The organism is Bradyrhizobium centrolobii (assembly GCF_001641635.1).
GTDB lineage: Bacteria > Pseudomonadota > Alphaproteobacteria > Rhizobiales > Xanthobacteraceae > Bradyrhizobium > Bradyrhizobium centrolobii.
In genome coordinates this window covers 40,916-59,636 of sequence record NZ_LUUB01000030.1, presented here as the reverse complement: position 1 = coordinate 59,636, position 18,721 = coordinate 40,916, and the positions used below count along the sequence as shown (strand labels likewise).

21 protein-coding genes and 2 pseudogenes are annotated in these 18,721 nt (G+C 64.3%); 11 read left to right on the top strand and 12 right to left on the bottom strand.

The genetic code is table 11. The features are described 5' to 3' along the window. The first annotated feature begins 34 nt into the window (after positions 1 to 34). Entirely contained in the window at positions 35 to 1,009 is a 975-nt protein-coding gene (locus AYJ54_RS06175; RefSeq protein WP_063697409.1) for a Bug family tripartite tricarboxylate transporter substrate binding protein, read from the top strand. 126 nt (positions 1,010 to 1,135) lie between these two features. Here AYJ54_RS06175 and AYJ54_RS06170 read toward each other — a convergent pair whose 3' ends face one another. After that, positions 1,136 to 1,627: an SRPBCC family protein gene (locus AYJ54_RS06170; protein WP_063697407.1), complete on the bottom strand. Its 492-nt coding sequence runs from the start codon at positions 1,625 to 1,627 to the stop codon at positions 1,136 to 1,138. After that, positions 1,627 to 2,010, bottom strand: coding sequence for an ArsR/SmtB family transcription factor (locus AYJ54_RS06165; RefSeq protein ID WP_063697405.1), 384 nt, complete (start codon positions 2,008 to 2,010; stop codon positions 1,627 to 1,629). The genes AYJ54_RS06170 and AYJ54_RS06165 overlap by 1 nt, the downstream gene beginning before the upstream one ends. A 279-nt stretch (positions 2,011 to 2,289) precedes the next feature. On the opposite strand from AYJ54_RS06165, the gene AYJ54_RS06160 reads away from it, so the two are divergent. After that, positions 2,290 to 3,345, top strand: a complete 1,056-nt coding sequence (locus AYJ54_RS06160; RefSeq protein ID WP_063697403.1) for a serine hydrolase — start codon at positions 2,290 to 2,292, stop codon at positions 3,343 to 3,345. Positions 3,346 to 3,414: 69 nt separating this feature from the next. Here the strand turns inward: AYJ54_RS06160 and AYJ54_RS06155 are convergent, their stop codons facing one another. Then, on the bottom strand, positions 3,415 to 4,245 hold the full coding sequence (locus tag AYJ54_RS06155; protein ID WP_063697401.1) for an outer membrane protein: 831 nt from the start codon (positions 4,243 to 4,245) through the stop codon (positions 3,415 to 3,417). Positions 4,246 to 4,533: 288 nt separating this feature from the next. Then, positions 4,534 to 5,238 carry an SDR family oxidoreductase gene (locus AYJ54_RS06150; RefSeq protein ID WP_063697577.1) on the bottom strand — a complete coding sequence of 235 codons (705 nt, stop codon included), beginning with the start codon at positions 5,236 to 5,238 and terminating at the stop codon, positions 4,534 to 4,536. A gap of 106 nt (positions 5,239 to 5,344) precedes the next feature. On the opposite strand from AYJ54_RS06150, the pseudogene AYJ54_RS52025 reads away from it, so the two are divergent. Both AYJ54_RS52025 and AYJ54_RS06145 read left to right on the top strand, forming a co-directional pair. After that, positions 5,345 to 5,493, top strand: a pseudogene (locus AYJ54_RS52025) (GNAT family N-acetyltransferase); the annotation flags it as partial. Between the two features lie 3 nt (positions 5,494 to 5,496). Beyond that, positions 5,497 to 6,186, top strand: a 690-nt coding sequence (locus AYJ54_RS06145) for a GNAT family N-acetyltransferase (RefSeq protein WP_245328909.1), incomplete at its 5' end; no start/stop codon positions are given. 12 nt (positions 6,187 to 6,198) lie between these two features. Here AYJ54_RS06145 and AYJ54_RS06140 read toward each other — a convergent pair. Next, entirely contained in the window at positions 6,199 to 6,636 is a 438-nt protein-coding gene (locus AYJ54_RS06140) for a hypothetical protein (RefSeq protein WP_063697399.1), read from the bottom strand. A gap of 286 nt (positions 6,637 to 6,922) precedes the next feature. Here AYJ54_RS06140 and AYJ54_RS06135 point away from each other — a divergent pair, with 286 nt between their 5' ends. Continuing rightward, entirely contained in the window at positions 6,923 to 7,210 is a 288-nt protein-coding gene (locus AYJ54_RS06135) for a hypothetical protein (protein ID WP_063697575.1), read from the top strand. A gap of 53 nt (positions 7,211 to 7,263) precedes the next feature. On the opposite strand, the gene AYJ54_RS06130 is transcribed toward AYJ54_RS06135, so the two are convergent. The 6 genes from AYJ54_RS06130 to AYJ54_RS06105 form a co-directional block, all read right to left on the bottom strand. Then, positions 7,264 to 7,554 carry a hypothetical protein gene (locus AYJ54_RS06130; protein ID WP_063697397.1) on the bottom strand — a complete coding sequence of 97 codons (291 nt, stop codon included), beginning with the start codon at positions 7,552 to 7,554 and terminating at the stop codon, positions 7,264 to 7,266. 21 nt (positions 7,555 to 7,575) lie between these two features. Further along, the gene (locus tag AYJ54_RS06125; protein WP_245328908.1) at positions 7,576 to 7,989 is read right to left on the bottom strand and encodes a curlin; all 414 of its coding nucleotides are present in this window, start codon (positions 7,987 to 7,989) and stop codon (positions 7,576 to 7,578) included. A gap of 128 nt (positions 7,990 to 8,117) precedes the next feature. Beyond that, positions 8,118 to 8,531 (bottom strand): curlin, encoded by a 414-nt coding sequence (locus tag AYJ54_RS06120; protein WP_063697394.1) that lies wholly within the window; start codon positions 8,529 to 8,531, stop codon positions 8,118 to 8,120. A gap of 44 nt (positions 8,532 to 8,575) precedes the next feature. Next, entirely contained in the window at positions 8,576 to 8,974 is a 399-nt protein-coding gene (locus tag AYJ54_RS06115) for a curlin repeat-containing protein (protein WP_063697392.1), read from the bottom strand. Positions 8,975 to 9,095: 121 nt separating this feature from the next. Beyond that, on the bottom strand, positions 9,096 to 9,494 hold the full coding sequence (locus tag AYJ54_RS06110) for a hypothetical protein (RefSeq protein ID WP_063697390.1): 399 nt from the start codon (positions 9,492 to 9,494) through the stop codon (positions 9,096 to 9,098). A 167-nt stretch (positions 9,495 to 9,661) separates the two neighbouring features. Next, a complete protein-coding gene (locus tag AYJ54_RS06105; protein ID WP_063697388.1) occupies positions 9,662 to 10,321 on the bottom strand; it encodes a response regulator transcription factor in 660 nt (219 codons plus the stop codon). A 601-nt stretch (positions 10,322 to 10,922) separates the two neighbouring features. On the opposite strand from AYJ54_RS06105, the gene AYJ54_RS06100 reads away from it, so the two are divergent. The 5 genes and pseudogenes from AYJ54_RS06100 to AYJ54_RS06080 form a co-directional block, all read left to right on the top strand. After that, the gene (locus tag AYJ54_RS06100; RefSeq protein ID WP_063697386.1) at positions 10,923 to 12,353 is read left to right on the top strand and encodes an efflux RND transporter periplasmic adaptor subunit; all 1,431 of its coding nucleotides are present in this window, start codon (positions 10,923 to 10,925) and stop codon (positions 12,351 to 12,353) included. Next, positions 12,350 to 13,075, top strand: a complete 726-nt coding sequence (locus AYJ54_RS06095; RefSeq protein WP_063697384.1) for an ABC transporter ATP-binding protein — start codon at positions 12,350 to 12,352, stop codon at positions 13,073 to 13,075. Before AYJ54_RS06100 ends, AYJ54_RS06095 begins: the two co-directional genes overlap by 4 nt. Next, complete coding sequence (locus AYJ54_RS06090) at positions 13,072 to 14,295, top strand: ABC transporter permease (RefSeq protein WP_063697383.1); 1,224 nt, start codon at positions 13,072 to 13,074, stop codon at positions 14,293 to 14,295. Before AYJ54_RS06095 ends, AYJ54_RS06090 begins: the two co-directional genes overlap by 4 nt. A gap of 50 nt (positions 14,296 to 14,345) precedes the next feature. Next, positions 14,346 to 14,663 (top strand): response regulator transcription factor, encoded by a 318-nt coding sequence (locus AYJ54_RS06085; protein WP_063697381.1) that lies wholly within the window; start codon positions 14,346 to 14,348, stop codon positions 14,661 to 14,663. A 474-nt stretch (positions 14,664 to 15,137) separates the two neighbouring features. Further along, a pseudogene (locus AYJ54_RS06080) lies at positions 15,138 to 16,985 on the top strand (alkaline phosphatase family protein); the annotation flags it as partial. Between the two features lie 55 nt (positions 16,986 to 17,040). Here AYJ54_RS06080 and AYJ54_RS52020 read toward each other — a convergent pair. Beyond that, the gene (locus AYJ54_RS52020) at positions 17,041 to 17,613 is read right to left on the bottom strand and encodes a hypothetical protein (protein ID WP_063697379.1); all 573 of its coding nucleotides are present in this window, start codon (positions 17,611 to 17,613) and stop codon (positions 17,041 to 17,043) included. A gap of 379 nt (positions 17,614 to 17,992) precedes the next feature. Here AYJ54_RS52020 and AYJ54_RS06070 point away from each other — a divergent pair, with 379 nt between their 5' ends. Then, positions 17,993 to 18,652: a peroxiredoxin gene (locus tag AYJ54_RS06070; RefSeq protein ID WP_063697377.1), complete on the top strand. Its 660-nt coding sequence runs from the start codon at positions 17,993 to 17,995 to the stop codon at positions 18,650 to 18,652. Positions 18,653 to 18,721 lie beyond the last annotated feature (69 nt).

Below are 18,721 nucleotides of genomic sequence, written 5' to 3'. Positions count from 1 at the left end.
CGAATATCTGGCACTCCACGTCCGGGAGGCCACCATGACCATCACGCGCCGAACATTGCTGGGCACCCTCGCCGCCTCGCTGCCCACCATTTCATTCTCCGCACGCGCTGAGGACGCCTGGCCGGCGCGAATGGTGCGGCTGATCTCGCCCTACGGGCCCGGCGGCTCCAACGATATCTCGCTACGGCTCTTCGCCGATGAACTCGGCCGCAACCTGCACCAGCAGTTCATCGTCGAGAACAAGCCGGGCGCTGGCACGCGCATCGCCAACGATCTCGTCGCGCATGCCCCTGGCGACGGCTACACGCTTCTCTACGTCGCAGCCCCCTACGCCACCGCCGAAGCGCTGTTCGGCAAGCTGACCTACGACCGCAGGGATCTCCAGCCGGTCGCCATGGCCGTGATCGCGCCGCTGTTTTTGACCATCAGCGCGCATGCGCCCTTCAAGACGCTGCCGGAGCTCATCGCCTACGGCAAATCGAAGTCGGACGGACTGACCTTCGCCTCGCCCGGCGCCGGGTCGCAGCCGCATCTTGCCGGCGAGCTCCTGTTCAGGGATGGCGGCGTCAAGGGTCTGAACATTCCTTTCCGCGGCGACGCGGCATCCTACACCGAGCTACTCGCCGGCCGCGTCGATGCCACGCTGACGGCGTTGCCGACTGCGCTGCCCTATATCCAGAGCGGCAAGTTCACCGTGCTCGGCGTCGCCTCCGCCGAGCGCAGCCCGCTCTACCCGGAGGCACCGACCCTGCGCGAACAGGGCTTTCCCAACGTGATCGCCGCCGGCTGGTTCGGCTTCATGGCGCCGTCCACGACACCGCAGCCGATCGTCGAGCGCATTCAAGCCGCGGTCCTGCGCGCGCTCGACAATGCCGACATCAAGCAAAAGCTCTCGGCCCAGGGCCTCGAGGCGCACGCGACGCCCGCCGCCGAGTTCGGCCGGTTCATCGACGCCGAGACGCACAAATGGAGCGCGCTGATCCGCGAGGCCGGCCTCAAGGGCGAATGACGGTTGAAGCGCACCGTCATTCCGGGGCGCCTCGAAGAGGCGAACCCCAATGCGCAATTGCGCATTGGGGTATCTCGAGATTCCGGGTTCGATGCTTCGCATCGCCCCGGAATGAAAACCTGGCGATCAACCCTTCATACCAGCCACATAGGCTGCAAGCTTGTCCAGCGTCTGGTAGCCGTATTCGACGGCACCAAAGCCGATCATGGCGTCGCGCTGCTCGGTGCTCGAAGCCAGTTGCCGCAGCGTCAGCACCGTCTTTCCGTTGCTCTGTTCGGCAAAGGTGATGGTGAAGCGAAACAGTCCGGGATCATCGTCCTGGTCCACGCCGTGGTCCATCTCCATCAGATGCGGCCGCTCGATGCGACGGAAGCGCATGCGGTTCGGATAGACGGTGCCATCGGGGCCGATCATGTTGAAGCGCCAGACGCCTCCGACGCGCACATCGATCTCATGGGTCTCGATCTTGAACCCCTTCGGCCCGAACCATTGCGGCAGATGCTTCGGGTCGGACCACGCCTCGAACACCAGCGCGCGCGGCGCGTCGATCACGCGCGACATCACGATCTCGCGGTCGAGCGACCATTGCGACAAGGCGGGGTTGGCAGAATTCGTCATCACTCGGCACCTTTCCGTTTGGTTGTTCGGGACGGCCGCTTCGCGGCCGCCCTCTCCTTCTTCAACTTCATCACATAGGCCTCGAACCGATCGAGCCGCGCCTCCCAGATCGCGCGCTGCTGCTGAAACCAGTCTTCCGCGCCGAGAAGCGCGTCCGGACTGAGACGGCAGGTGCGGACGCGGCCCGCCTTCTCCGACAAGACGAGGCCGCTCCTCTCCAGCACATGGATGTGTTTCATGAAGCTCGGCAGCGCCATGTCGAAGGGATCGGCGAGCTCGCCGACCGACGCCTCGCCCGCGCACAGCCGCATCACGATCGCCCGCCGGGTCGGGTCGGCGAGCGCTGCAAAGATCTGATCCAGTCGGGTTGATTGGTTAGCCATATAGCTAACTATAGGCGATGGGCCGGGCGGAGTCAACAATTGTTAGCCGAATGGCTAAGTGAAAGACGCGGCACGCGGAACCCACAACGCGCAAACGTGAATTGGGATGCGTGGTCCTTCCCTGTAAGAGGAATCGGGGGCGCATCGCATCGTTCATTCGGACACGTGCCGTCTTTTGTCACATCAACACGTCTCACCCGGCGAACTCTCGCCCGGGCTGCGCTCGTTCCCTTCGCGATCGCCCTTGCCCGGCCGCGCCGCGCAGCCGCAGATTCCGACATGATCGCGCAGATGCGCGACATCGTTGCGGCCGAGCTCGCCCCGACCGCGACGCCGGACCATCCGGGCGGCCTCGCCGCCGCACTCTATGCCGGCCGCCATGTCGAGTTCTTTAACTATGGCTTTGCCGACGACGCGAGCCGACGACCGGTGACCTCGGACACGCTGTTCAACCTCGCCTCCTTGCGAAAGCCGTTCGAGGCGACGCTGGTGGCGCTCGGCACGCTGCTGGGCGAGTTGCGGCTCGATGACCGCGTATCGAAGTATATGCCCGAGCTCAACGGCGACACCATTCGGCGCGTCACCGTCGACGAGCTCGTCACCCACACCTCCGGCCTGTTGCTGCCCACCGACCATCCGCCCTGGCCGAACGACTCGTACACGCGCGAGCAGTTCATCGACATGCTCAATGCCTTCGCGCCGCCTGCGGGCGTGGCGCCCGGGAAGCAGCGCATCTACAGTCATGCCGGTTACGTGCTGCTCCAGCTCGTGCTCGAGCACTGCTACGGCAAGCCGATCCGCGAGCTCATCCAACATCGCGTCCTCAGCCCCCTCGGCATGACCGCGACCTCCATCCCGGAGCGCGGCGCGGACAATCGCGCCGTCATGGATGCGGCGTGGATGCAACGCGTCGTTCAGGGCTATTCAGACCAGGGCACGGCGATCGGCCCGCCCGGCAACCAGCAGAGCTATTTCGATGTCCCCGGCACCGGCCAGATGTTTTCCTCGGCGCGGGATCTCGCGAGCCTCATCGCGGCCTGCGTCGACGGACGGTCGGTCGATCCGGGTCTGCGCGAGGCCTTCCAGATGACGGAGCACGAAACTTTCCGTGTCGACGAGAAGTTCGGGCAAGGCATGGCCTGGGAGACCGTGCGTCTTCCCGATGTCACGATCGTGGACAAGCCGGGCGGCCTCAACAACGCCTCGGGCTATATCGGCCTCGTCCCAGCGCGACGGCTGGGCATCGTGCTGCTGGCCAATCGCGGCGAATATCCGCACGAGATCGCACGCTACAAGATCCTGCCCGCGCTGGCGCGGCTCGTCGCCGCGCGATGACGCCGCATTCCAAAAAGAAAGCCCCGGCTGAGCCGGGACTTTCCACGCCAGGACGGAACGGGATGGTGGTCAGTACCTGGCGACGACCGGTCCGCCGAACTTGTAGTTCACGCCGACGCGGACGATGTTCGACTTGAGATCGGCCGAGTGGGTGTAGACGTTGGAGGGGGACGGGCCAGTGAATGCGCCCGTGAGATTCGTGCTGGTCGTCGTGGCGCGGCCGAGATCGACGTAAAGATATTCCGCTTTCAGCGACCAGCCATTGCCGACCGCATACTCGCCGCCGACGCCTGCGGTCCAACCGACACGGGTGTCGCGCATCGACCCTGATTCGGTTGCAGCATCGAACGTGTCGGTGAAGTTGAAATTGGCCTTCACGTCAGCAATTGCCGCGCCGCCGGTGGCGTAGATCAGCCAGTTCGGGGTCGCGAGGAAGCCGAGGCGGCCGCGGATCGTGGCGAGCCAGTCGGCCGAGACCTGGGAGCTGACGGTGAAGGCCGTCGGCGCGCAGCAGGGATAGAGCGCTGAGCCGGTCGCACTGCCCTTGAAGCCGAAATAGTTGATGTCGCCTTCGAGACCGAGCACGGCGCTGTTGACCTGCCAGTTGTAACCGGCGGTGAAGCCGCCGGTCACACTGGAGCTGTTGACGTGCTGGGCGCCGACCGTCCCGATGGCGGGGACGCTAGAGCCGGTGAAATAACCTGTCGGCGAAAAGACAGTCGAGGTCCTCGGATCGGCGCTGCCCCATTGTCCGCCGACATTGCCGCCGACGTAGAAGCCGGTCCAGTTGTAGGCGGGCGCCATCACAGGCGCCTTGGTGTAGTGCGCCGCGAGATCGGCCGCCTGCGCGGACGCGGCGCCCAAAGCGACCGATGTGAGCGCCAGCAAAAACTTCTTCATTGCAGTCTCCTTGCCCCACGCGATTGAAGCTCGCGTCTTCCAATGCGCGCGGTTGGGAGGATCCGGCGCAGATCGGGGATAGGCTCAGCGCCGCCCGTCGTCTTGGGCTCGCGCGAAGTTCATAGGGACTGGCGCGCAATCGGCGGCTCGTCGCGCATGTTGTGCAACGGGTGTGACCGAAGTGTCACGCCCCCCTTCGCTGCAGCGGCGCGCAACGCAGGCTCATGTCGCGTCACGACAGGAACGCGAGAGCGGCGATGCGAATCTGCGTCGGCCAGACTCGGTGCGTCAGACCGACCGCGTCAGTCCGCCGTCGACGCGGATGTTCTGCCCGGTGATGTAGGCCGCACCATCGGAGGCGAGGAACGAGATCGTCGCCGCAATCTCCTCGACCTTGCCGTAGCGCTGCAGCGGCACGCTGTCGCGGCGCGCCTCCGTCTGCGGCAGGCTGTCGATCCAGCCCGGCAGCACGTTGTTCATGCGGATGTTGTCACTCGCATGGGTGTCGGTGAAGATCTTGGTGAAGGCGGCAAGGCCCGCGCGAAACACCGCCGAGGTCGGAAACATCGCGCTCGGCTCGAACGCCCAGGCGGTCGAGATGTTGATGATGGCGCCGCCCTTCTGCGCTTGCATGATCGGCGTGACCAGCCGCGTCGGACGGACCACGTTGAGGAGATACGTATCGAGGCCGGTGTGCCACTGCTCGTCAGTGATCTCCGTGATCGGCGCGCGCGGCCCATGGCCGGCGCTGTTGACGAGCACGTCGATCCGCCCCCACTTGGCCATCGTGCCGTCGACCAGCCGCTTCAGATCCTCATTCGACTTGTTCGAGCCGGTGACGCCGAAGCCGCCGAGCTCGGCCGCCAGCGCCTCGCCCTTGCCGGAGGACGACAGGATCGCGACGCGAAAGCCGTCGGCTGCGAGCCGCCGCGCAGCCCCCGCCCCCATGCCGCTGCCGCCCGCGGTGACGAGTGCCACCTTTTCTGCTGCCATGACGATCATCCCTTGCGAACCCGTTGAGGCGAGCCGGAGGCTCGGCCTATCATCGGCTGTTCTACAGGCACACTTGCCGCCAGGTCCATCGCAACAGGCTTCCGTCATGAGCGATTTGCAGATCCGCAACATGCGCCCCGAGGAGATTTCCATCGCTGTCGACTGGGCCGCAGCGGAGGGCTGGAATCCGGGGCTCGTCGACGCCGCCTGCTTCGCCATCCCCGATGCGCAAGGCTTCTTCATCGGCGAGATCGGNNNGAGCCGGTCGCGACCGTCTCCTGCGTCAATTATGACGAGACCTTCGCCTTTCTCGGCTTCTACATCGTGCGCGCGCCCTTTCGCGGAGCGGGCCACGGCCTGCGCATCTGGAACGCGGCGATCGCCCATGCGGGATCCCGCGTGATCGGGCTCGACGGCGTCGTCGCGCAGCAGGACAATTACAGGAAATCCGGCTTCGAGCTGGCCTATGCCAACGTCCGCTATGGCGGCATCGTCGTGGCTCCGCCTCCGCCACCCGCGGATGTCGTCGCGCTCAAGACCATCCCGTTCGCGATGGTGGACACCGACGACGCCACCGTCTTCCCCGCGCCGCGCGGCACATTCCTGCGCGCCTGGATCGATGCGCCCGGCCACATCGGCCGCGCGCTGATGCGCGACGGCCGGCTCGCGGCGTGGGGCGTGATCCGCCCGTGCCGGATGGGCCGCAAGATCGGCCCGCTCGTCGCCGACGACCGCGCCGGCGCGGAAGCGACCATGCAGGCCCTGCTTGCAAGCGGCGGCAGCGGTGAGGTGTTTCTCGATGTCCCCGCCGTCAACCGCGACGCGGTTGCGCTTGCCGAGTCTTTCGGCCTCAAGCCCGCGTTCGAGACGGCGCGGATGTATACCGGACCGATCCGCCCGCTGCGGCTCGATCGCGTCTTCGGCGTGACCAGCTTCGAGCTGGGCTAGAGCGTGCGCCGCTCAGTAGCAGCGCATGATGTTGACGGTGTGCTCGCCGCCGCCACGGCCGGGCACCGTTACCGTCTCCGACGGGCAGCTCGGCACATAGGGCCGGTCGGACGGCGCGACGTTGGGCGGGAAGCGATGCGCCCAGTCCCAGGGCACGTCATAGGTGTAGGTGTAGCGCACGTCGTTCGAGACCGCCGGCTGCGCCGCATCGACGAAGGGCTGGCTGCTCGTCGTGGGGTCATAGAAGAATCCGCCCCCGCCCGGCCAGTAGACCCACGCATTGTTCCGCCGATGGAACCGGGCGGCGGGGCGCGCGATCGCCGGACGTCCGACCGCTGGCGGCGGTGCGGCGGTGGCAACCGCAGGCCTGGCAACGCTCTCGTTCGGGCTATGGAGCAGCGCGGCTGCGCTGAGCGAGGCGAGCAACGCCCCATGCATTCTATACGTCATGATACGCACCAACTCGTTGGCTACGGCAGCTCCCCACTGCACGCTAGGCCGGGCTGTCGGCCCCCCGCAAACGCATAATTAATTATTGGTTAAGACACAGGATTAACAAAGCGCGCCCTGCGCCAAGGTGCCGTCGTCCCGCCTCGCAAGGCTTTGCAAGCGCTTCGTCCGGCGGAATGCGGTCTCATCACCAGTTGATCGCCAGTTGATCGGGAGTTGATCGCCGGGCCGGAACGCTGCCGCATTGCAGTCGTTCGCTCCTCACACCACCAAGGAGCATCTCGAAATGCAGAACAAAACAAAACTTCTGTGCCTGATCGCCGCATCGCTCATCGCGGGCACGGCCGCAGCATCAGCGCAGGGCTACGACCGGTTCGGCAACCCCGTGGGGTGGGATCGCACCGGCCCCGCCTATGGAGCGGTGCAGCCGCGCGCGACGTACTATCCCAGCCCGATGGGGCCATATGGCGCGTTCAACGGCGCCAACCATCCAACGCCGAGCTCGACGCATGGTGACGTCGGTCCTGAGGGCAACAACAACGGCACGCTGACCGGCGTTTATCGCAACTGGTAAGCCCTGGCTCGCTGCGAGACCCATCGTCCCCGCGGACGGTGGGCCTTCGCGCGTCAGCGGTCTTGCTGCTTGCGCAGCCAATCGAGCATGTCCTGCGCATTTCCGGTGCCCTGCGACACGATCGCGGTGTTTCCGCCGCTGCGACGATAGACCGTGGTGCGGCCGGGCTCCTTCTCGATCCGGACCTCGGCCTGCGCGGGATCTCCGCTCTGCGTGATCACCGAAGTCCCGTTCTCGTCCTGGACCACGGTGGTGTGGCCGTCACCGGTCTCGCCGGCGCCGGCCGGCGCCGCCACAATCGCTGTCATGATGCTCATTCCGGATGCGAGCAGGAGGAATTTCATGTCACACCTCTTCGTCTGGGATCATCGACCGAACTGGAATATCGCCAGCCAGTTGAAACGCCCGAACTGCCGCACCGCTCCCGTATTCATGTCGCCGACCTGAAGCAGGAGAGCGTTCGTGGAATTGCCGGCCTGGGTGAGATTGGCGATGTTGCTCACGCCGGACTGGCCGATCAGCGCATTGGTGGTGCCGCCCACCTGGATCACATCGACATAGTTGCGCGTCCCGTTCTGGACAATGGTCGCGTCGACGGTCCCTGTTCCGCCGATCTCGATCACCCGCGCGATATTGATGCGGCTGTTCTCCTCGATCGTGACCGGCTGCACATTGTTGCCGAACTCCACAATCGTCTCGATGCTCACGTTCCTGTTCGTCATGCCGCGCTGCACGGATCCGGCGGATGCTGCCGTCGCCGCGCTGATGGCAGCGAGCATCGCCATCATCGCCAAGACCTGTCTGGCCAAGACTTGCGTGACCAAGACTTGCCTGACCAAGACTTGCCTGCCGCCTCTCATCGCGATTCCCCCACTCACATCCCGTCGCCGACGCGCTTGCGCGCGTCTCACGGGCTTTTCTGGATCACCGTCGATGAGTTGACCGCGCTGAACTGCGCGATCGACCCCGAGTTCATGGTGCCGAGCTGGGACAACAGGCTCGTCGCCGACTGGCCGGTCTGGCCGACCGAAGCGGAATTGAAAGTCCCTGTCTGGCTGATCGATGCCGAGGTCGTTCCGCCGAACTGCAGGATACCGACGGCGTTGGTGGTTCCGGTCTGGACGACGGTCCCGCTCGTGTTGCCGCCGACCATGAACAGGCCGGTCATGTTGAACTGGCTGCTCTGGTTCACAACAACGGGAGGGCCGCCGACCGACACGATGTTCTTGAAGTCGAAGGTCTGCGCCTGCGCTGAGGTACCTTGCACGCAACAGGCAATCAGAGCTGCGATACCGGCGGCGGCGGGAAGACGATATTTCATGGCAGGCCTCTCCACTGTTGCGGAAATCAGGGATGAACCCGTGGTCACGGGGTCTGCTGAAGAATCGTCGATCCGTTCAAAAGGCCGAATTGAGACAGCAAAGCCGTGTTGTTGGCGCCGATTTGCCCGATCAGGCTCGTGTTCGAGCCGCCGCTCTGACCGGCCAGCGCCGTATTATTGATCGCGGGGCCCGTCGACGAGCCGCCCTGCCCGATCGTCAGCGAGTTGACCGAAGACGGTGCTCCCGCCTGCAGGGTCATTGCCCAGTTGGTCGTGCCGAATTGCAGGGTCGTGGCGGTGTTGCTGGTCCCGCCGCTCTGGGAGATGGAGGAGCTATTCCCTCCACCGAATTGCAGCACGCTCGCCGCATTGCCGGCATGAGCTTCGACAGCGCTCAACGCGCCGAGGGTGATGACCGTCGCAATGATCAAATTGATACGCATATGATTTCCTCCGCGAGTTTCGGCCGTCGATCCGCCGCTGGTCGAGCGGCCGGCGTGCGGTGCTTTCAAAGACCGTCGGACGCGCCGCGCGGCGACGCGCCCGGGACGGTTCGGGGCTGGCTTAGTGCTGATTGATGGTGCTGGTGTTGCCGAAGAGCAGGATCGAGTTCTGCCCCACGGTCGCGCTGTTGTTCGGCGGCAGCAGGGGGAACGAGCTCTGCGAGATCGAGCTGCTGTTGTTGAAGAACGCGTTCTGCATGGTGGTGGCCGTGTTCACGACACCACCAGTCTGGCTCACCGTGCTGACATTGTTGAGCGAAGGAATGCCGAGCCCCTGCGAGGTGGTCGCGGAATTGAAGAAGCCGACCTGGGTCGTGTGGGAGGTGTCATTCGTCACGCCGTTCTGCGTCACGGAGGAGCTGTTTGCGCCGCCGACTTGAACCGTGGTGGCGGTGTTGGCCGCGTTAGCAGCGGACGACAGAGCGAACACGGCGGCGGAAGCGAGGAGCAATTTGCGCATGGGTAATCCCTTTTCTGCCAAAGTATCTGACCAGGAGTTGTGATGCCGCTGGTTGAGGACGCCGACATCATGGGATCACACTGAACCGATTGCCCTCCATGCGACAGACTGCAGTTCATGCTAGTCCAGACCGACTAGATCTCGCGCGATGCGTCGCGCCCGCAGGCCTAGAGCAGCGGCTGCCCCGCGCAGATCCGCGCAGTCTCCGCCTCGCGCCCCATGCTGTCGATCAATCGCACCACCTCGACCGGCGAGCGCAGCTCGAGCTTTCGCATCATCCTGGCGCGATGGACCTTCACCGTCACGTCGCTGACCCCAAGCTTTGCCGCGATCTGCTTGGCGACGAGCCCTTCCGCCATCAGCAGCATGATCTCCCGCTCCCGCGTCGTCAGCGCTTCGACGCGCCGCCGGGCCTCGCGGATCGCGTCTTCGCGCGCGAGCCGCCTGCGATCGCGCTCGATGCCGTGCCTGATGGCATCGAGGATCTCCTGCTCGCGAAAGGGCTTGGGCAGAAACTCGACCGCACCGCGCTTCATGGCCTCGACCGAGACACGGACGTCCGAATAGCCGCTGATGAAAACGATCGGTATGGGCACCCCCGATTCCGCGAGCTTGCGCTGAAGCTCGAGCCCGGTCGGCGACGTGCCGGGAAAGCGGACGTCGAGCACCAGGCAGGATGGTCCTTTGCCAAGGCTCTCCGCGAGGAATTCGTCCGTCGACGCAAACAATTTCACCTGGTGCCCCGTCTCCTCGCAGAGACTTCCGATCGCGTTTCGTATCTGGATTTCATCATCAACGACATAAACTGTGGCTTGATTTGAACTCATTGCAACAGACTCCCGGACTTGGCGCTCGATGTTCCAGCAACGAGCCATCCATTGTTCTTGCAAGCGACTACAAGGTGCTTGAATGCGTCGGCGACCACCGAACGAGTCGCATCGTCCTCTCCGGTCGAAGTCTTAACCAACGCCCGGTCGAGACGAATGAAGGCGTTCACATATCGGGGTTCATGATCGAAGGGACTCGACGCCGCGATTGGCGGCGTCACAAAGAAACGCCGTATCGGGAATGCGGCAATCCGGCGCCGCAACCATGGTATCGGCAACTGCGTCATGGCGTCGCCACCCACGCGCCGACTTGAACGCCGGTGGTCAGCTGGTTCGCCCGAACCAGACGAGACGTTCAGTCAGCTATCGAATTCGGTACCGCGTGCATCTTTTCGAATACGCTCGGTATGCGCGATGCGCAAATCACGAAACGTCGCACCGACGGATTTTACTTTTAGATCATGGAGCGGGCCCGTCCGTCGCCCTAAGAACGGCGACATACTGCCGAGACGTCGGTATTGCCTCGGGAGGAATACAACCATAGCGCGATACCCGGCTATTCCGCCAACTAATTATCATTTCAAGAAGGCGGGTTTTCGATATGCGATTTGTGCCAGTCATTGCCTTGCTTGGAACTGCATGCGGCTTCGCCGTGGTCTACGGCGCAGCGCCGGCCTTCGTCGCGAGCGCTGCCGGGAGAGCGACAGACGGAGCCACTCGCGCCTACCAAGCGACGAAGCAGTTTCTCTCACCCGGCGCGCGCGAAGCCCCCACCTTCGGATCGGATACGCCAGTATTCCGATTCGCCTCGATTCAGCGCGGCAGCATTGAGCAGTCCGTGACGGTCACGGGCGCCCTGCAACCCGTCAAGACGATCGAGGTGGGGTCCCAACTGTCCGGACAGCTCGCACGGGTCTATGTCGACTTCAACGATACCGTCAGCAAGGACCAGCCGCTCGCCCTGATCGATCCCCGCAGCTTCGCGGCCAAGGTCGATGAAGCCAAGGCGGCACTGGCAGTCGCCAATTCGCTCGTCGATATCGGACGGGCCAAGCTCGATCGCGCCAGGATCGACCTGCAAAACGCCAAGGGCAGCAGGGACGTGCTCGCCGCCAAGCTCGAGAGCGCCCAGGCGGTGAAGGTGTCGGCGCAGAAGACCCTGCAGCGGAAGCTCGCACTCCAGTCGCAGAACGTCGTTGCGACGACGACGGTCGACGACGCGCAGACGGAGTTTACCGCGCGCATGGCCCAGGAACGCGAGGCCCAGGTCCTCATGTCCCTCAATACCTATGCCGTGGACGGCGCGCAGGCCGACGTCCGCCGGATCGAGGCCGAGCTGCAGCAGGCCAGAATGGCGGTGCCGGAGAAAGCAGCCGTGCTTGCAGCGGCGCAGGCCGATCTCGACCGCACGGTGATCCGCTCGCCGATCGACGGCGTCGTGGTCGGCAGGTTCGTCAACGAGGGCCAGACGCTGGCTGTCGGCCTGGAGTCGCGCACCACCTTCGTGGTCGCCCACCGCCTGGAAGACATGGAGATTCACGCGCAGGTCGACGAAGCGGATATCGGGCGCATCGCCCGCGGCCAACGCGCGCATTTCACGGTGGACGCCTATCCCGACCGCCGCTTCGAGGCGGTGGTGCGGCAGGTGCGCAAGGCCCCGCAGAACCAGCAGCATGTGGTCACCTATACCGTCGTGCTGTCGACCTCAAACCTCGATGGCGCGCTGCTGCCCGGAATGACCGCCCTGGTGAAGATCGTGATCGAGCGGCAGGATGACGTGCTGAAAGTGCCGCTGGCCGCATTGCGCTTCCAGCCCTCGGGCACGCGAGCGGATAGAACGCCTGGACGCAACGGCGTCTGGCTGCGTACCGCCAGCGGCTCGCTTCAGCGCATCCCCGTGACGGTCGGCGCGGCGGGCACCGAGCAGGTCGCGCTCAAGAGCGGAGACCTCGTCGAGGGCAGCCAGGTCGCAGTCGGACAGGCGATCCGGCCCGCCGGCATGGAATTTCTTGGAATCAGGTTCGGATCATGACCGCACCCCTGCCCCTCATAAGCCTCCGATCCGTATGCAGGACGTACCGCACGGATGGGGTGGCGGTGGCCGCGGTGCGGAATGTCAGCTTCGACATCGGTCAGGGCGAGATCCTCGCCGTAATGGGACCGTCCGGCTCCGGCAAGTCCACGCTGATGAACATGATTGGGCTACTCGACCTGCCGAGCGAGGGGGCGATCTATCTCGAGGGAGCCAATGTAGCTGCCCTCTCGGAGGACCGCAGGTCAGTCTTGCGCGCCCGCAGCATCGGCTTCGTCTTTCAATCCTACAACCTGCTCGCACGCCACAACGCGATCGAGAACGTCGCCCTGCCTCTGGTCTATTGCGGGGTCGGCCGCAAGGAACGCATGGAGCGCGCCGAGCGGAGCCTGGAGGCTGTCGGCATGCTGCACCGGGCACATCACTTTCCGCGCCAGCTCTCGGGAGGCGAGCAGCAGCGCGTCGCAATTGCGCGCGCGCTGATCGCGTCTCCGTTGATCGTGCTCGCCGACGAACCGACCGGCGCGCTCGACAGCCGCACCGGGGCCGAGATCCTCGCGCTGTTCGCCGCACTCAACCAGACCGGCCAGACCATCGTGATGATCACGCATGATCCCAGCATCGCGACGCAGTGCCGTCGCACGATCCGGCTGCATGACGGTGAACTCGTCAGCGACGAGACGCAGGTTCCGTTACTGCCGAAACGGAGCATGGCGTCATGACGATGCTCCAGGGTTTCCGAATCGCTCTGCACGCCTTGCGCCTCAACCCGTTGCGCAGCTTCCTCACCATGCTCGGCATCGTCATCGGCGTCGCATCGATCGTCACGGTGTTCGCGATCGGCGCCGGCGCGCAGCTTCGCCTCCAGGAGCAGATCCGCTCGATCGGCGCCAACGTGCTGATGATCACGCCCGGCGCAGTCTATCAGGGCGGCGTCCGTCTCAAGGAAGGCACCAAGCTGACGATGACCGAGAGCGACGTGCAGGCCATCCTCGAGCAGATCCCGGAGATCCAGGCCGCGGCCGGCTCGATCGCCGGAACGGCGCAGGTCATCCACGAGAGCAAGAACTGGAACACGACCATCAACGGCACGACGACCGGGCACTTCATGGTGCGGGACTGGCAGCTCGCGTCCGGGCGCTATTTTTCCGGCGCTGAGGAGGCCGGCGCGGGCAAGGTGGTGATCCTCGGAAGTACGGTCGCGCACGAGCTGTTCGCGCCCGGCGACGATCCGATCGGTGCGCAGATCAGGATCATGAAGGTGCCGCTCGAAGTGGTCGGCGTTCTCGACCGCAAGGGACCTTCGCAGGATGACGTCGCCTTCGTCCCGCTCACCACGGCCAAGCTGCGCTTCCTCGGCAGCGCGAGCGGCATCAACCGGGATTCGGTTGCCTACATCATCGCCAAGGTGGCCGCCGACGGTCAGATGGCCGGAGCGCGATCGGAGATCGAAAGCCTGCTGCGGCAGCGCCACCGGATCCCTGGCGGACAGGAGGATGACTTCAAGGTCCAGGATCCGGCCGCCGCCATGGAAGCGCAGCAGGGAGCGATCCGCACCGTGGCGCTCCTGCTCGTGGCCATCGCCTCGGTCTCGCTGCTCGTCGGCGGCATCAGCATCATGAATGTCATGATCGTGTCGGTCACCGAGCGCACACGGGAGATCGGAATCCGCCGCGCGCTTGGCGGGCGGATGCGGGACATCCGTCTCCAGTTTCTCTGCGAAGCACTCGTGCTCTGCCTGCTCGGTGGCGCCATCGGCGTTGTCGGCGGCGTCACGCTCTCGATGACCGTCGCCCGCATGGCCGGGTGGATCACGTCGATCGATGGCGAAGCAATCGCCCTTGCCCTCGCCTTCTCGATCGTGACCGGCCTCATCTTTGGTTTCTATCCTGCACACAAAGCGTCCAAGCTCAGTCCGATCGAGGCGCTCAAGACGGAGTGAGAACATGCTGGGGTGTTGGCATCAACCCAAAGACCAGGGAGGAGCTAGTCATGAGCCCGGATCCGAAAGATTCGATTACACCGACGCCGCGTGAGCGCGAGCTGATGTTGCTCATCGCGCGCGGAATGCAGAACAAGAACATCGCCTACGAGCTGAAGATCTCGGAGAACACGGTGCGGGCGCATATCGGCAATATCATGCGCAAATACCATCTCCAGAACAGAACCCAGATCGCGATCATCTTCGCGCTGCACGCAGCGCCACCGTCTCTGCGCCGCGCTCTGGCCAATGCCAGAGGCTATCCGGCCGCGGCGAAGCCCGCGCAGGCGCTGGCGCAAAATCCACGGGTGCAGACGGCGCCGGAATGACGGCAGGCCATCCCGGCCACGACCCCTGCGTTGCCCGACAGGCAAAACACACAAGTCCGGGGTCAAGACATTGACGCTCAAATAATTCTCTTTATTCGAATTCTGAAATTTATTATAGATCACTCACTCCAAGGAAGAGGGGCGTATCGCGATCGTCACGTCACGCGGGGCCGGTTGCGTACACTGTTGCCCCACCGTCGTCCTGGCGGAAGCCAGGACCCATTACCCCGGTCAGCGTTGTTGGAGCATGCTGTGGCCCAAGAGCCCGCAACAACTGGCTCCTGTGGTTATGGGTCAGAGCACCCCCTCGCCCAGCCAGCACCCTCACTACGCCGCCAGACATGTCGCGCAGCGCTCTCCCACATCCCTCTTGCATGGGTAACAGTCCTTGTAACAAAACTGTCATACAGCAAAACTAAACGAAGGCAGCGGCCGCGGTCGGCCGCCAAGCCGCCTCACCGCAGGGAGAGATTTATGCGCCGTTCACTGGTGTTGCTGTCCGCCGGACTGACAGTGCTGTCCACCGGACTTGCCTCCGCCCAGAACAACACGCCCCGTAACCTGATCCTGTTCATCCCTGACGGACTGCGCGCGCTGAAGGTCACGCCCGAGACGGCGCCGGCGATGGCCGAGGTCCGCGACAAGGGCGTCAGTTTCAAGAACTCGCATTCGCTGTTCCCGACCTTCACCATGGCCAACGGCTCGGCGATCTCGACCGGCCACTATCTCGGCGACACCGGCGTGTTCTCCAACACGATCTGGACCAACTACACCTCCGGCCCCGCCGGCGACACCGTGGTCCCCTTCATCGAGAACGACGCCGTGCTCGGCGACATCGATGAGCATTTCAAGGGCGACTATCTCAACGAAGAGACCATCCTGAAGATGGCCCGCGACAAGGGCCTGAGCACGGCGGCGATCGGCAAGGTCGGCCCGACCTACCAGTTCGACCACACCGATCATCCGGAGAAGGCCGGCAAACATTCGATCGTCATCGATGATTCCACCGGCGGCAAGAACGGCGTGGCGCTGTCGGACGAGATGAAGGAGGCCCTGACCAAGGCCGGCCTCGCCCTTGCCGCCCCCAGCCGCGGCGATAACGGCAAGGCAGGCGATGCCAAGACGCCCGGCACCACGGTCGCCAACGTCGCGCAGCAGGCCTATTTCGCCGACGTTGCCACCAAGGTCGTGCTGCCGATGTTCAAGGCGCGCAACAAGCCGTTCGTGCTGGTGTTCTGGTCGCGCGACCCGGACGGCACCCAGCATAACCAGGGCGACAGCCTCAACCAGATCATGCCCGGCATCAACGGTCCGAGCACGATGGCGAGCATCAAGAACGCCGACAACAACCTCGCCCAGATCCGCAAGGCGCTGGACGAGCTTGGGCTCGCCGCCAACACCAACATCATGATCCAGGCCGACCACGGATTTTCCACCATCTCCAAGGAGAGCAAGACCAGCCCCTCGGCCAAGCTCAGCTATGACGACACGCCAAAGGACTTCTTGCCGATGGGCTTTTTGGCGCTCGACCTTGCGAAAGCGCTCGACCTGCCGCTGTTCGACCCCAACGACAAGAACGCCGCCGTCACCGGCAACGCCCATCCGAAGGCCGGCAACGGCGTCCTCGGCAAGGATCCCACCAAGCCCGACCTCGTCATCGCCACCAATGGCGGCTCCGACCTGATCTATCTGCCGAACAAGGACAAGAAGCTGGCGGCCAAGACGATCAAGGCGCTGCTCGAACAGGACTACGTCTCCGGCCTGTTCGTCGACGACTCGCTCGGCCGCTTCCCCGGCACCCTGCCGCTGTCGAGCATCAACCTGCGCGGCAAGTCGGCGACGCCGACGCCGGCGATCGTCGTCAACTTCCGCTCCTATGCCAGCGATTGCGGCGAGGCGCCGACCAACTGCTCGGTGCAGGTCGCTGACACTGTGCTGCGCCAGGGCCAGGGCATGCATGGCAGCTTCAGCCGCGGTGACACGATGAACTTCATGGCCGCGATCGGACCGGACTTCAAAGCCGGCTTCGTCGACGAGCTGCCGGTCAGCAACGCCGACGTCGGAATGACTGCCGCCCAGCTCATGGGGCTACGCGGCTCGCAGAACGGCGGCCTGGTCGGCCGGGTGATATCGGAGGCCCTGCCCAACGGCATCGTGCCGAAGGCATTCAAGACCGTCGAGAAGTCGAAGATGTCCGAGAACGGGCTCCAGACCGTCCTCAACGTCCAGCGCGTCGGCAGCCAGCGCTATTTCGACGCTGCGGGCTTCCAGGGCCGCACGCTTGGCCTGGAGCCGGACGCCGGCAAACAAAAAACGGCGGGGNCCCCGCCGCATCGTCGCGCTCATGAGAGGCGCGGAAATCCTACATGCCCAAATCTTACATGCCGATGTCGAACACGTTCGGCAGTTGGCCCGCCAGAGGCAGCGCGGTGGCGCCCAGGAAGGTCGCCACCATCGCCATCAGGCGGCGGTTGTTCTGGCGCTTGCCGCGCATCTGGCCGGCGATCCATTCCAGCATCTCGCTGTTGACCTTGGACGCATAGGACGGCGCCCAGCTCTCGATGTCGGTGTCCTGCGACAGCGCGACGCTGCGCGGCGGCACCGGCAGACCCGAAGCGCTCGCGGCGTAGTGGGCGACGGCCTTGGCAAGCAGGTCGTCGAACCGGCCGCCATCGGTGCGCTCGGTTGCGGCCTCGTTGATCTCGAACAGAACTTCGGCTTCGGCGCGGCTGACCGGCTTGTCATTGACGGCGGCGGCGGTCAGGATGCGCGAGCACCAGGCGGTGTCATCGGCGTCGAGGGAGCGGGAGAAATGTACCCGGCCCTTGGTGGTCGGGCCCTCGCCCGTGATCACACCATCGCGCACGATGGTCAGCGCATGGGCCGCGGTATCGCGGCAGGACGGTTCGAGGGACGGAGACTCAACGGACTTAGGCGCAGCGGCAGACATAGTTCACTTCCAGAGTTCTTCTGATGGCCAGCATTTTCATGCGGGCGTAAACGGGTGGTTAATGATTCGATACGGTGATCGCGACTTTTCTCAATGGTTGCCGATTAGTCGCAGTCAGGATCATTTCGGTTCCATCGAACGTTGGGCGAGCGTGATGGGAGTGATAAAAGGCATTATCGGGGCAATCGAGCCCGTGTCCCTCCGGTGGAGCTGTTTCGCCGCAGGCGCCGCTGTAACAGAAAGATGCTATTAAATCGGCTCTTCAAAGAAGGAATTCACATTTTACTTGAACCGGTTCACTTGGGCCGTTCCAGCTCTTATAATGAGCTCGACGGCAAGAGCGAATTTCCCAGTAAATTCAATGCGATGAGGTAGAACCATGCCACTTCCGATCGGCGCCACCGCCCCCGACTTCGAAGCCGAGACCACTGAAGGGAAGATCAAGTTCCACGACTGGATCGGCAACAGCTGGGCTCTGCTGTTCTCCCACCCGAAGGACTTCACGCCGGTTTGTACGACCGAACTCGGCGCACTGGCCAAGCTCAAGCCCGAATTCGACCAGCGCGGCGTCAAGCTGATGGGCCTCTCGGTCGATCCGGTCGACCGCCACACCAAGTGGTCGGAAGACATCAAGGAGACGCAAGGCGCCGCGCCGAACTACCCGATGATCGGCGACACCGACTTCAACGTCTCGAAGCTCTACGAGATGCTGCCGGCCTCGACCTCGGGCGATCCCCTCACCCGGACGCCGGCGGACAACCAGACCGTCCGCAACGTGTTCGTCATCGGCCCGGACAAGAAGATCAAGCTGGTGCTGGTCTATCCGATGACGACGGGACGTAACTTCCAGGAGATCCTGCGCGCCATCGACTCGCTCCAGATGACCGCCAAGCACCGCGTCGCGACCCCGGCGGACTGGAAGCAGGGCGAGGATGTCATCATCGCTGGCTCGGTCTCCAACGAAGAGGCCAAGACGATCTATCCGCAGGGCTGGAAGGAGCCGAAGCCCTACATCCGGATCGTGCCGCAGCCGAAATAACCAACCGTCATTCCGGGGCGATGCGACGGGATAGCGCGAAGCGCGACGCCGGAGCATCGAACCCGGAAT